General features: G+C 43.1%; 11 protein-coding genes and 2 pseudogenes. 3 read left to right on the top strand and 10 right to left on the bottom strand.

The genetic code is table 11. The annotated features are described in order from the left end of the window. Nucleotides 1-42: 42 nt before the first annotated feature. Nucleotides 43-423, bottom strand: a pseudogene (locus OQJ75_RS05715) (Lrp/AsnC family transcriptional regulator); the annotation flags it as partial. Between OQJ75_RS05715 and OQJ75_RS05710 the strand changes: the two are divergent. Continuing rightward, nucleotides 409-615, top strand: a pseudogene (locus OQJ75_RS05710) (Cys/Met metabolism pyridoxal-phosphate-dependent enzyme); the annotation flags it as partial. The pseudogenes OQJ75_RS05715 and OQJ75_RS05710 sit on opposite strands and share 15 nt — an antisense overlap. A gap of 449 nt (nt 616-1,064) precedes the next feature. Further along, nucleotides 1,065-1,427, top strand: a complete 363-nt coding sequence (locus OQJ75_RS05705; protein WP_017075181.1) for a NirD/YgiW/YdeI family stress tolerance protein — start codon at nt 1,065-1,067, stop codon at nt 1,425-1,427. A gap of 429 nt (nt 1,428-1,856) precedes the next feature. Here the strand turns inward: OQJ75_RS05705 and OQJ75_RS05700 are convergent, their stop codons facing one another. The 9 genes from OQJ75_RS05700 to OQJ75_RS05660 all read right to left on the bottom strand — a co-directional run bounded on the left by OQJ75_RS05700 (nt 1,857) and on the right by OQJ75_RS05660 (nt 11,053). Continuing rightward, entirely contained in the window at nt 1,857-2,099 is a 243-nt protein-coding gene (locus OQJ75_RS05700) for a hypothetical protein (RefSeq protein ID WP_265971200.1), read from the bottom strand. 145 nt (nt 2,100-2,244) lie between these two features. Continuing rightward, nucleotides 2,245-3,561, bottom strand: coding sequence for a DUF1501 domain-containing protein (locus OQJ75_RS05695; RefSeq protein ID WP_265971202.1), 1,317 nt, complete (start codon nt 3,559-3,561; stop codon nt 2,245-2,247). Continuing rightward, the gene (locus OQJ75_RS05690; protein WP_265971203.1) at nt 3,558-5,207 is read right to left on the bottom strand and encodes a DUF1800 domain-containing protein; all 1,650 of its coding nucleotides are present in this window, start codon (nt 5,205-5,207) and stop codon (nt 3,558-3,560) included. Before OQJ75_RS05690 ends, OQJ75_RS05695 begins: the two co-directional genes overlap by 4 nt. A gap of 354 nt (nt 5,208-5,561) precedes the next feature. Next, complete coding sequence (locus OQJ75_RS05685) at nt 5,562-6,704, bottom strand: sensor domain-containing diguanylate cyclase (protein ID WP_265971204.1); 1,143 nt, start codon at nt 6,702-6,704, stop codon at nt 5,562-5,564. Between the two features lie 187 nt (nt 6,705-6,891). After that, complete coding sequence (locus tag OQJ75_RS05680) at nt 6,892-7,269, bottom strand: hypothetical protein (RefSeq protein WP_248374698.1); 378 nt, start codon at nt 7,267-7,269, stop codon at nt 6,892-6,894. 283 nt (nt 7,270-7,552) lie between these two features. Beyond that, nucleotides 7,553-8,278, bottom strand: a complete 726-nt coding sequence (locus OQJ75_RS05675) for a metallophosphoesterase family protein (protein WP_265971207.1) — start codon at nt 8,276-8,278, stop codon at nt 7,553-7,555. A 79-nt stretch (nt 8,279-8,357) separates the two neighbouring features. After that, nucleotides 8,358-8,852, bottom strand: a complete 495-nt coding sequence (locus tag OQJ75_RS05670; protein ID WP_265971208.1) for a YcxB family protein — start codon at nt 8,850-8,852, stop codon at nt 8,358-8,360. Between the two features lie 286 nt (nt 8,853-9,138). Further along, nucleotides 9,139-10,236: a nickel/cobalt transporter gene (locus tag OQJ75_RS05665; RefSeq protein ID WP_265971209.1), complete on the bottom strand. Its 1,098-nt coding sequence runs from the start codon at nt 10,234-10,236 to the stop codon at nt 9,139-9,141. 94 nt (nt 10,237-10,330) lie between these two features. Continuing rightward, the gene (locus OQJ75_RS05660) at nt 10,331-11,053 is read right to left on the bottom strand and encodes a DUF1007 family protein (protein ID WP_265971211.1); all 723 of its coding nucleotides are present in this window, start codon (nt 11,051-11,053) and stop codon (nt 10,331-10,333) included. 353 nt (nt 11,054-11,406) lie between these two features. Between OQJ75_RS05660 and OQJ75_RS05655 the strand changes: the two genes are divergently transcribed. Then, a complete protein-coding gene (locus OQJ75_RS05655; protein WP_265971213.1) occupies nt 11,407-12,498 on the top strand; it encodes a transporter substrate-binding domain-containing protein in 1,092 nt (363 codons plus the stop codon).

The following is a 12,498-nucleotide window of genomic DNA, read 5'->3' as shown; positions in this document are numbered from 1 at the left end:
TATGAGGTGATGATATCACCTCTAACTAAGTGACCAAATTCACTATGCCACTACAGTCTTTGTTTTTACCTGACCGAAGGCGAAGCTGGATTCAATCGAAGCTATATTGGGTAGGCGAGTTAGTTGCTTGCGGATAAACTGCTCATAGCTTTTGAGCGATTCACTGACCACATGCAATAGGTAGTCGTGATTGCCTGTCATCAAAAAACACTCCAATACTTCATCTATCACTTCAATATGCTGCTCGAAGTCTCACATGTTCTCTTCTGTCGGCTTTTCAAGCTTCGCTAACACAAATACATTCACAGGTAAGCCACACGCCTCTTGGTCAACACTGGCGTGATAGCCACGTATAATCCCTTGTTTCTCCAGTGCTCGAACTCGACGCAAACAAGGAGAGGGCGACAGCGATACTCTATCGGCTTGGAAGCTCCTCGAATGTTCATTGCTCACATTGTTGAGGCCGCTAAATTGTCGATTGACCGTAAACACGTCGATTTCTCATCTAGCTTCCCGAGTGGCGACAATATCGATGAAATCTATATGCAAACCTATATGGATGTTCATCAGAGGTTTGTGAAGAGCTTGCCGAAGTTCAGTCAACTTAGTCAGTAAGTAAGCTAAGCTGGCAATAAAGGTTAGCAAGAAAAGTCAGTGAAGTCGGGTAACTGTAACCGTTATAGGACAGTTATAATCGCTAGGTAGAAAAACTAAGGCCGCGCGCGAGGCCTTAGTTTTAGAAAGCTCTCATTGTGTAGCTTCATCGAGTGCTATTCAATTGGTGCTTGGAAAGCGACTCTGTTGATGACTTATTACTGGGCTAATACTGAATAACAAAGAGCAAGAGCTCTAGGAAAGGAATGATTTTCGTAAAAAGTAAAATTATTCGATTAAGATAGCGTTTAAAATCACCATTAAGATCATGTGGTTATGGTTTTTTTGGGTATTGTCATTCTACGTATTTTCAACATGAATGAATTATGAACGCTACTTTCATCCGCGATTAATACCACCTCCTGCATAGTACACCCATCAAAACAAACTATGACTCCTTAGAGGTTCTTATGAAAAACGTACTTATTGCTACTACACTGGTTCTGGCTTCAGGCTTAGCAACAGCAAACACTTTACCAGCAACGGGCGGATTTAATGGCCCGACGGCTAGCGCTCCTGTTACGGTTGCTCAAGTCCTAGAAGCAAGAGATGATACCCAAGTTCAGGTGACGGGTAACATTGTGCACTCTTTGGGAGATGACGAGTACAAGTTTACTGATGGTAAAAACACAATTGTGATCGAAGTAGAGGATGAAGCTTGGGCTGGTTTGACGATTGCTCCAAATGACAAGATAACGATTGTTGGCAACGTTGAAAAAGATAGCTGGGAAGAGGCAACAATTGAAGTTGATAGAATTGCGATTGGTAGCTAAATCGAGTGAATGCAGTAGTAACTGAAGCGACAACTTAAACCTCAAAGGAGCTCATTGTGGCTCCTTTAAAGTTTTAGAACTATGACAAATAGAGAACATGTATTTACTTTGTGTTATTGCTCATAACTCATAGCTAAGTGCCATACCCGCCCAACATTAATTCAGTAAACAGTCTCCGTCTCTAATAAAGCTAGATTCTTAGGTAATAGACTGAATTTCGGCTGTACCAACCCATTTTTGTGTTTGGGACCAAATATAGCGGTGACTCATTTTGGGGAAAACGGTGAGAACAGGAGCTAACTCACTGACGCAAAAAGTGTCTGCTCCATTGGTTGTCAGCATGAAATGGCTAATGTTGAGATTACTCGGCAGAGAGACTCAAAAAACTGTCGTTAGAGAACGTTGTAACTCTCTCTGCTCACTCGTTTACTATTTTGGCTGGTGGCCTGTCTTCTTCGCAAGCTCTTGCATAGCCTCGGCAAACGTAGTTGTTCCGCCTTTTGCTTTAACCTGAACCACCTTATATCCTTGGCTTTCAAGCGCTTGGCGCTCTGACAAAACCGCTTTATCGTCGGGTTGACTGCCTTGCACAGGCTGATGAATGTAACACCCTTCAAGTTGACCATCTTCGACCAGTTGGTGATGTTTCAGTGCATTGATATCAAAATTCATAGTCAGTCTTTTCGTTTAAATGGAAAGTCTCTTTGGCAAAGGCCGCAAGTCATTATAATTTTATGGTTTGTACAATAGGCATTTTAACCATAAGAAGCTAGTGAAAGTACAGTAATCCAATGGAATGCAGTAGGGTTCTTCTTACTTATTCGTTCTTTAAGAACCCTAAATCTTGCACTGAGAAATTGACTAAGTTTGGAAAAATATAATCCATTGCACTGTTATTGCTAACCCCCATCCATTTAGCAATAGTTGCACCAATTTGTTCAACGGAAGTGGTCGGAATCATTCGCCCTTTATTGAAATCATTCTCTCCATCTAAGATTAACGATGGCCATTGTCCGTACAATTGTCCTCCGTTGAGTGCACCACCCATCACGAAGTGATTGCTTGCCCAACCATGGTCGGTACCTGTGCCATTACTGGCTAATCGTCGTCCAAAATCAGACATGGTCATCGTCGTCACTTTATCACCCAACCCTGATGTTTCCATTGACTGATTGAACGCTGCAAGTGATTGGCTTAAAACTGTCATTAACTCAGCATGGTCACTTAATTGGTTAGCGTGGGTGTCAAACCCACCGAAGCCAACAAAATACACTTGTCTTTGATGGCCTAACTGATCACTCGACTTAATCAATCGTGCTACCGTATGAAGTTGTTGACTCAAAGAGCTATCGGGGAAATGCCCCTCTTCTGGTACCGAATCGATAGCTGTTGCCAGTGTATCTCGTATTGAAATCGAATCCCCTTTCACACGATCAAACTCTCTTCCAAATGCTGTTAAGGGAGATAAGCTCATCACCTGGTCAAAACTCTTACGACGCTGAGTATTGTTAATCGCATTTACTTGAGGTAGTGACGATGCATTGATGAGATTAGCACTATGCATGCTGCTATTGAGTAGCTGACTATACCCATTAAGACTGAAAGTTGGGCTAATCTCATCTGCAGCACTGCTAAGTACGTCCATCATTCGTCCTGCCCAACCGAGCGTAGTAGTACTGCCAGACCAACCGCGTTGCCACTCCGTTTGTTGTGAATTGTGGGAAAATAAAAAAGGTGGCATTAAGTGGGTACCACTCTCTAAACCTTCTTTTGTAGAAGGCTCAATCAAGACTCCGCTATTTGCAATTGGAACCATTTTTCCATTGTTAATCAGGTTTTGCACATCAATCATTGATGGATGTAAGCCCAATGTCAGATCTGATCCGGTATTCAGGGCCAAAGGCAACAATGAGGCTTGTGGGATGGCGATATCTGGACGAGCAGCTGTATATTCATCGTAGTGTGCATTATTGTAAGGCACCACCATGTTAAAACCATCATTGCCGCCAAACAGAAACACACAAACCAGTGCTTTGTAGTCATTGTTTGGCAACGCGTGTGCTGAGCTAGTCCCCATCATCGAGACAATGGGAGTTGAGGCCATAGCTGCTAACAGTTGACGACGTGAAATCATTCGGCTAACTCCTCAATATGGAACTCTTGACTGGTCACAACAATATAGAGAGCATTGCGAACCTTTAAACTCTGTTGGGTATCGCGAAGGTCTTCTAATGCTTCTAGTACGATGGCCTTAAGCGGCTCGCTCATTCTTTGAGAAAGCAGGCGCCTTTCAATCTCTTCGATCAATGCCGGGTGATCATTGGCTAGCATTTCCAATGGCGCAGTATTAATGACTATACGATTGGGGTTCTCTTCGCCGTCGTAATTCGTTCTGCCTGTGGCTGACCAAAGTTGATTATTGGTCAGAATGAAATTATTCCAACTCAATATTTCAAACTCAGGCGCAACATCGTTCGCCGCAGAGATCTCGCCATTCGGAGCATAATCAGGAGAGAAAAAGTTAAACACACTTGGAGAACCAAGTGGCGATTGTCCATATGCCCCAAATGTATTAATGGAATTATGGAATCGCCCAGTAGGGTCGGCTGATTTGGCTTCTAGTGCACGGAAAAAGTTAGCCATTGCTACCAATGGCTCTTTCATCTTAACCGGTGAGCGATCTCCACCATTAAGCGCTTCTCCGTCTGTTAAGATTCCACGGATAACCACTTTAAGATCCCCTCTGACTCCTTCGCCGTTGTCAGCGAATAGTGCGCTTACTCGAGCGACGTAAGCTGGGGACGGGTTGGATGTCACCAACCTTTGAATTAGATGTTTACTTATCAACGGTGCAGTATTTGGGTGGTTAAGCAACATATCCATCGCTTGCGCCATATCTTGCTCTGCGGTTTGTCCTTGTACAAAGATCTCATCCATCACGACCTTTTGCTCATCGTCATGATAATCAGGGTAAGCGATCATTGGCAAAAACCAATTGCCGTCTTTAGAGCCCCATGATGGTTTGTTCTTTTCAGCAATGTGCCAGCCAGTAAACACTCGCGCGAGGTTTTCAATATCATCTTGAGAATAAGTTGGAATCAGTTGTCCTTGAGTATCCAGTTTATCGCTGCCGTCTTGGTTCAATTCATAAAGGCCGATGCTAAATAATTGCATCACTTCACGTGCATAGTTCTCATCTGGGTAGCGATTGCGGTCTGGGTCAGCCTTTTGATTGGCCATCATTGATAGGTAATCCCCCATCGCAGGGTGAAGCGTCACTGATTCAATAAGGTCTCGATAATTGCCAAAAGCATGTGTGATAAGCATGTCGTAGTAGTTGGCCATTTCTAGTGCACGACCATTCAGGCTTGCGCCATAGCGTGAAATTACGAAAATTTCACTTAACGCAAAGGCGACACGCTGTCGCAGTTGATCCGGAGCATTCAAACTGACATCCCACCATACGGCCACACGATCCGATTGATTGTAGCTGTCTGCATCACCAACAAACGGATACTCTTTTAGGCGCGTAAAATGCAAACTCGGGGGCAAAGAAAACTGCCTATCTAACCAAGCTTCATAGCCAATATTGGCCAACTCTTGATAGGACCCAGGCTCAGGACCAAATGTGGAACGATAGAGAAGATCGTATCGTTGATCTTGTGTTAGGTAGTTCGGTTCGGGAGTCGTGCCGCCTCCCGAATCGCCATCACCACATGCAGATAGCAGTGATAAACTTACGAAGCATAAACTCAATTTGAAGCGATGACGCTTTAGCATAGGAAACAACTCAGATACCTTAATTCCGCACGTAATTTGGCCGCACACTAGCGAAGATCATTACGTACGGCAATTAAGCCTGATACAAACTGTGCGACGGGTTCATAATTGACAATGAGCCATCAGAATAAATCAAGAAAAACCACGGAATACGAGATTTACCTAGCCTATAAAATAGAAAAGTCCTGAACGATGCTTTGACCTTTAGCGTATCAAACGCGAGTTGATACATAGCGTCAGAATAACCAGCTTGCGCAGAATGGGTAAATGGCGGGAAGTTCTAGAGTTGCTTTTAGGGGATGACGCCAACATGCTTTTCTATGGAAGAATATTTACACAGTTTTACTGCTCTGGTTAACGATCAACGATGCAATCGCGGCCTTGAGATTTTGCTTCATATAGTGCGTTATCCGCTCGTTTAATTAATGAATTCCAGTCATCATTTATGAGAGCTTGAGTTACTCCGATGCTAACGGTATACCTTCCAGAAGAGAGCTTTTCATTGGAGTTGTGTTTTGCGTTGTTTCTTATTCTTTCAGCTATCTGCATTGCTTGAACTTTATTAACTCTAGGTAAAATGACAACAAACTCTTCTCCACCATAGCGAAAACAGAAATCGCTTGCGCGGCATGTATCTAGAAGCGTTTTTCCAAAGTGCTGAATCACATCATCCCCTTTGTCATGACCATAAGTATCATTAATTTTTTTGAAATGATCTAGGTCGGCCATCAGTACAGAGATACTACTCTCTCGACCTGGTTGAACAAGCTTGGGTATCAGCTCAGCTAGACCTCTACGATTATAAAGGCCTGTTTGTTCATCAGTGATCGAAGAACGATAGGTTTGCTTTAATAAACGATCAGTTAAGATCCAAAACACTGAAAATGCGACGCCAATAATTGTGATTGTCATGAGAACGAAAGACAGTTTATGAATATCTGATATCAGGTAATAGTTCGAGTTCGTTCCTTTGGTATGAGCAAGTACACCCCTAATTACCATATAGAGAATGTTGATAAACAGGATCAGATTCAACAGACACTTTGCTTCTCTGTTGTCGTGTTCTTCCCCTGAATAGTTCGCATAGAGGGCCAAGATACATATCGTCACAACGAGAATACTTCGAGCTTCGATCCTAGAAGTAACAGAAGGCGCAACTAGGGCGCTATAAAGAAAGAAGCTAATGCCAAGGAAGCTAATGATGAATGATATTACGAGAAAAGATCGACTTGCTCCTCGTAACACGGTTATTCCAACGAGCAACAACCCAAAAGCCGTTGCGTATGCACTATTGGAAAGAAAAACTATCGATTCTGAAGATTGAGTAAAGCCGAGTGAAAGTGGTGTAACACTGGCTCCTAACAGCAAAGCAGCATAAGCAATATAATTAACCCCTAACGTGGTTCCAGCGAGTATATATTTATGAGTTAACAACATAGCACTCGCAACCGTGGCTGTTAATAAAGAGGTATATATAGCTAAGGTGTGTACATCCATGAAATCACCAACAACGTAGAAAATGAACTCTCTCATCTCAGTATTGCGCAATTTGTATTATGAATGCTTAATGGTTAAACATTATTAAACCATATGCTGATGCAGATCAATTTATGCTCAGGTGCGCTGGCAAGCGTTGGGCAATGCGTGAGTTATTCCAGAGCCCAACCTTGGCTTTGTTATACCTTTATTTTAAATTCTCCAAGCCCGATGTATCGACGCCTTTTAAGGTGTCCTTTGCTACTTTATCTAAATCCGTCGTTGTTGATTCTTGAGGGTAACTACCAGCGGCACCTTTACCTATCGCTGTTGCTTCGGCTTGTAGCTTTTTCCCTTCAGATTCACCCGCGATCCAGCCTTGCTTGTAGTCATTATCTGACTCAAAACGCTTTCCATCTTTTATATAGTTTTCAAAACTGTTGCCGCTTTCTTGCATGCCGCTATGTCTACCGTCATGAAAGCCCTGTATGTAAGATGTGTTGTGACCGCTCTCAATCAAAGCGCTGTCACTTGTTCCACATCCGGACAAAATAAAAACCAATAAAATTAAAAACAGTTTATTCATGCTAAAAGCCTCGGACATTAGTAGCCTAAATGATAAGAATAGACCAAGATTTATCGCAAAGGGATAACACCTCTAAACCGAGAATCAGCACTATGGCACTGGTGGCGCGGAGCCCAAGGTTAATGGAAGGGCGGAGTACCAGACTTTACGCAAAGTGGCAGGAGAAAACGTCATAGACACTCTTAATTTGTTCGAACTTACCGAGTGCAACGCCAAACCACTTCAAGTGCTGTCTTCAATCACAAATTGATAAATTGAAGCTAAACGGACTAAAGTAGCAAGATTAGAAATAAACAGCTTGGTAGTCGATGGAATCAAGAGAGAACGAGATTCGACTTAATCCGACCTTCTCGCTGCGATTGTATTCATTGATAAAGTGGTCAAAACCATAGGCTGTCGACGGGGCCATATATTGAGTTATGCCTTGTTGTGTTGCTGTTATTCCATCATGGCCATGACCGCAGATCACGTCACGAACGCGATATTTTCGAAGTACGCTCATCACATCAGCATCGTTCTCTAGGCGAATCGCTTTCATCCAATCTGCCCCGACTGGAATAACAGGGTGGTGAACAACCACGATAGGGTCATTGGCTTTTCTTAACTGTTGTTTTAGGTGAGCCATGCCGCGGTTATCAATACGACCTGAACCAAGTGGGTGTTGGTTATCAAGCGGCTTGAAGCTTGAGTCTAGGAACACAAACTCTCGTTGACCGATGGTGGCTTTGTCGGTGACACAAATCGTCGAGCCTTTTAGTTCTGTGCGCATTAAGGAAGAGTCATCATGATTGCCTGCAATCGCGTAAATGGATTGGTCGCTAATGTGCTGCCTAATGAACGCCTCTAATCGAATGTAGTCGCCAGACTTTGGACTACAACAGATATCACCAGTCAGAAAGATGGTCTTGCATGCTGTGTCTTTGCTGACGTATTCCAGTGCTCTACGCAGGTTTTCGTAGCTGGATTCATCTGAAAGGTGGCAATCACTGATTTGGTACACGGTATTCATTGTTGTTGTCCGGTCATTCCATACATAGAATTAAAGTTGGTACAAAAATGCCTGCTAAATCAGCAGGCATTTATTGGTGTTATTTCGATTTTGATGCGGTGTGATGTTCAATCATGAACGCAATGGCTTCATCGCTTAAACAAGATTTACTCACATATTGGCGCTGTTTACCGATATGCAGGATAAAACCAAGGTCGGTCTGCTCAAGTTGGTCGATGTCACTCCACGCGATAGTGTTGGTCGCTTTGTGGTTCTTGTAACTCACACCGTTTACATCACCTTGAAAGACGATTTTACTGCCTGCGCCAGAGCTGATTCTTTGTCGCCATAACCACCATGTTCTCTTGCAGTACACACTGAATGCTTCAATCACACTCAAAACAATAAAGAACCAGCCAACATAACCGTTAGGTAATAGTTCAAACTCCAGTAGAACCACACCAAAAATAAGAAACAGTATTCCTTTTAAGTAGGCTTTTGGAAATTGAGTCGGAAGGCTAGTTTGATCATAACACTCCGCGAAAAACGTCTTGTCGAGTTTATATTCTGTAGTGAAACCGGGTTCTTTAGACATGTAAGGCTACTTTAATGTTTCTTGTTAGTGGGTTTTCTTGGAATTGGAATTTCATGCTGCGATCTCGCAACTCGAGCATTGTATCGCTTCTCGGTACTTTTCTTTAACGGTTTTATTTCTCTTTTGTAAATCAATAATACCGTCAGGGTGTCTACTCTTTGCGTAGTCCACTTGTTACCGGGATTGATTCAAATGGTGACTAAAACTAAGGCCTCGCGATTACGAGGCCTTGATGTATACGGTTCGAGTGAAAATATCCTGAGTTTAATTGCTACTCGACTGTGCGCTACATAGTGAAAACAGGGGACATGCCGCTGTCTTGGCCATTCATTAATAACAAGCCAATCAACACAAGCAAAATGCCGCCAAAGAGTTGCAAATAATGACCTGCGGTTTTCAATGAGGCGTTGCTGTTTTTGTTACCAGCTGCCAAGTAGCGCTTCACTAAGTGCTTGCCTGTTAGCGTCATCATTGCAATTAATGAGGTTGTCAATGCTGTACCCACGGCCATCGCAAAGGCACTCAGTACGCCCATCCAATATAGACCAACCATGTTTGCGAAAAGCAGAACCATGATTGCTCCGGTGCACGGTCTTACGCCAATCGTCACTATGATTCCCGCATATTCTCGGAGCGTTGAAGCTTTGTTTATTGCGTCTGCATCGGCTACATGCTGGTGGCCGCAACCACAATCGGCTTGAGAATGATCTGCATGAGAGTGTTCTGTAGGTTGTAATGCGTTAGATGGGTTCAACATCATTGAGCCAGCAGATACTGATGAGCGAAACGCCATTGGTGATTGGACTGAAATTGGTGAAGACGTATCAGTAACTAATGTAGTGATGGTTTTCACTTTCAGCTTAGGCTTACGCATCGTGGTGTAGATGTTTTTTAAAGCTTTCCAGCATATAAGTGCGCCGACGACCGCCACTAAGGCAAAGCTTAATGAGACGAACATATTCGCTTTGTCATTCACGACTCGCATGGAAGCACTAAAGCCCCAGATCAAGACGCTTACCAATACGATTGCGACCAGTGCTTGTAAAAAAGCAGAGACGATCGTAAGCACTAAACTCGCTTTGGCTTTGGTTGGGTGAGTTGCTAAGTAAGTAGACACGATAACTTTGCCGTGCCCAGGCCCTAGAGAATGAAGCATGCCATAGATAAAGCTGAATCCGATAAGGTAACTGCCTGCGCCCCAAGGATTCGATTTAGCTTCATAGAGTAAATCTGCAAGCTCTGAATTGACTTCTCTTTGCCATTGGATGCTAGAGATAACTAACGATGGCCACATAGACCACAATTGATATGCCCCAATAGCAATAAGCACGAAAGCACCAGCACCAATGAGATAGTGATTGAGTTTTGATTGATTTTTTTTCATTTAACAATAACCTATATCTGAAATCTTTCTGTTAGTTAGCTGCAATGCTTAATCAGCTAGACGCTTACTTAATGGCTGAAATGAAACACTGCGACTAAGAAGCGGGAACCGCAGCACAGTGAAGCTCAACCGATTGTGTAAACAGTTGGCCTAGCGTGTTATCTGGATCAGCATCGACAGGTAAAGACATCGCATAACTCATCTGTTCTGGAGTTGGGTTAGGTTCGATTAACTCTAACTGGCATTGTCTCGCGAGTTCAGGTGACAAGGTCACGTCGCTATTGGATAGCCATGACATGTCGACAAAGTAACTAGGGTCAAAAATCAATACGCGAAGCGAGTCTCGTGTCACTGGTTTTGGTTTAGAAAGTGGTAGGTCAAATGTTAGAACCATCTTGGCTTTATCACGCTCAAACTTTGCGTTCTCAACCACCTGATATTTGATGGGCTCTTCTCCATCATAAAAGTACGTGAAGTAGTGCTCGTACATCATGTTTTCAATAACAGACGCAGCGAGCTTTTTGAATGTCTCAGCTTCTGTATCGGCAGATACGTCTTCTCCATCCAACATGTACATAGATGTCATTGCGTCAAAAGACCATTCCATAGAAAGACCAGTGATCATGCCATTCTCTCCCTCAATATGAGTTTTCATCTCTATCCAAGAGTGAGGGTGGGCATATAGATTTGGCGCAAAAAACAATACTGCTAGGCCAAGAGTCAAGCTCTTGATAGAGCGAAAGCATGTCGCGAAACGGCTTACATAGTGTGAGAAGAGGCGATTGATGACATCGATTAGAATAAATAGCTGTTTCATGAGGGATGATGGTTATTTAGTGTGATGTTATATTATAACAATTCGTGTTTTTTTACATTAAATTTGTGTCATGTTTTCCCTTTTGTTCTATCGGTTCTAAGCTTGAAATTTCAACGCTTAAAACTCTCAACTCTCAACTCTCAATTCTCAGTCGCTAAAAGGCATTTTGTGAGCCCATTCTTTTGCACAATAAATAGGGTTCTCTATAGTTAAAGTTACAACTATTAAAGCTAGGGCAGTATTGAATTCATTATCCACCTTTTAGTTTCCTGAGCACGCTTGAATGCATTCATTGGAGCGAGCTTTCTCGAACTCGATTCAATTCATCACTGCCTTTTTTCGGAGGGCTGCTGATGCCAAAATTCTTCAAATCGATATTTCAATATTGTGCTCTATCAATCGTTTTCCTTTTTCCATTCTTCAGTAGTTATGCATCTTCCGACCCGCTTAAAGTCGGCGTTTATCCATGTCCTCCTTTTGTCATCAGTTCTATGGAAGGCGAGTGGAGTGGCCTGAGTGTCGAGCTCTGGGAGCAGATCGCCAAAGAGATGGACGTTGAGTACACGCTAGAGACCCACCGCTTAGATGACTTACTCAACTCGATCGAAAGCGATCAAATTGATGTGGGTGTATCTTGTATTTCAATCACTCCAGAGCGAGAGTTGTTTGCCGACTTTTCTCATTCTTTTTACGAAACTCACCTCGCTATTGCTGTTAAGAAACAGGGCTACCTGCAAACTTTACACGCCATTTTCTTCAATCCCGCGTTGTGGCTGATCATTGGCGCCGTCGTTTTTGTCGCTGGTTTAATAGGCGCGTTTTTTTACCTATTGGAGCATGGCGAGAATGAAAAGCTCTACTCGATGAAAAGCCGAACGGGACGTTTGTTGGAAAGCTTTATCATGGGCTTGCTTTTTATCACTCGAGGTCCATTCAATTACTTTGAGTTTAAGAGCTTAACTGGACGAATTGCCACGGTATTCATTGGCGTGTTTAGTATGCTTTTCATAGCAAGTATTACCGCTGTATTAGCCAGTAAACTGACGCTCAGCCAAGGCGCTTCCCATATTGAAGGTGTGAATGATCTTGCGAATGTGGAGGTGGGTGCAAAGGTTGCCACGACGTCTTCTTTGATGCTCACAAGCTTCGGTATTCGACACAAGAGTTATGTTGATATGCCAAGGCTTCTAGCGGCTTTAGAGGAAGGCGAAGTTGAAGCGATTGTCGCCGATGATGTGGTGCTCAAATATATGATCGGTAATGGTAGAGTAAGCGGGCAGTTTGAAGATCTGGAAGTGTTGCCGTATCAGTTAGAAAAGCAGAATTATGGCTTTATCATCACTGAAAATAACGTGTACGAAGAAGAGATTAACCGTGCACTGTTGAAGATTCGTGAATCACGAAAGTGGCGTAAAATCTTGGTCGATTATTTTGCCGACCAGTAA

Origin of the sequence: Vibrio sp. 14G-20, assembly GCF_026241515.1 — a bacterium.
Taxonomy (GTDB): Bacteria; Pseudomonadota; Gammaproteobacteria; order Enterobacterales; family Vibrionaceae; genus Vibrio.
This window is presented reverse-complemented; position numbering and strand designations above follow the sequence as displayed.

What these genes read in the sequence shown, in the direction of transcription:
- OQJ75_RS05705 (WP_017075181.1), top strand. Translation starts at nt 1,065, where the DNA reads ATGAAAAACGTACTTATTGCTACTACACTGGTTCTGGCTTCAGGCTTA.
- OQJ75_RS05700 (WP_265971200.1), bottom strand. Translation starts at nt 2,099, where the DNA reads ATGAATTTTGATATCAATGCACTGAAACATCACCAACTGGTCGAAGAT.
- OQJ75_RS05695 (WP_265971202.1), bottom strand. Translation starts at nt 3,561, where the DNA reads ATGATTTCACGTCGTCAACTGTTAGCAGCTATGGCCTCAACTCCCATT.
- OQJ75_RS05690 (WP_265971203.1), bottom strand. Translation starts at nt 5,207, where the DNA reads ATGCTAAAGCGTCATCGCTTCAAATTGAGTTTATGCTTCGTAAGTTTA.
- OQJ75_RS05685 (WP_265971204.1), bottom strand. Translation starts at nt 6,704, where the DNA reads ATGGATGTACACACCTTAGCTATATATACCTCTTTATTAACAGCCACG.
- OQJ75_RS05680 (WP_248374698.1), bottom strand. Translation starts at nt 7,269, where the DNA reads ATGAATAAACTGTTTTTAATTTTATTGGTTTTTATTTTGTCCGGATGT.
- OQJ75_RS05675 (WP_265971207.1), bottom strand. Translation starts at nt 8,278, where the DNA reads ATGAATACCGTGTACCAAATCAGTGATTGCCACCTTTCAGATGAATCC.
- OQJ75_RS05670 (WP_265971208.1), bottom strand. Translation starts at nt 8,852, where the DNA reads ATGTCTAAAGAACCCGGTTTCACTACAGAATATAAACTCGACAAGACG.
- OQJ75_RS05665 (WP_265971209.1), bottom strand. Translation starts at nt 10,236, where the DNA reads ATGAAAAAAAATCAATCAAAACTCAATCACTATCTCATTGGTGCTGGT.
- OQJ75_RS05660 (WP_265971211.1), bottom strand. Translation starts at nt 11,053, where the DNA reads ATGAAACAGCTATTTATTCTAATCGATGTCATCAATCGCCTCTTCTCA.
- OQJ75_RS05655 (WP_265971213.1), top strand. Translation starts at nt 11,407, where the DNA reads ATGCCAAAATTCTTCAAATCGATATTTCAATATTGTGCTCTATCAATC.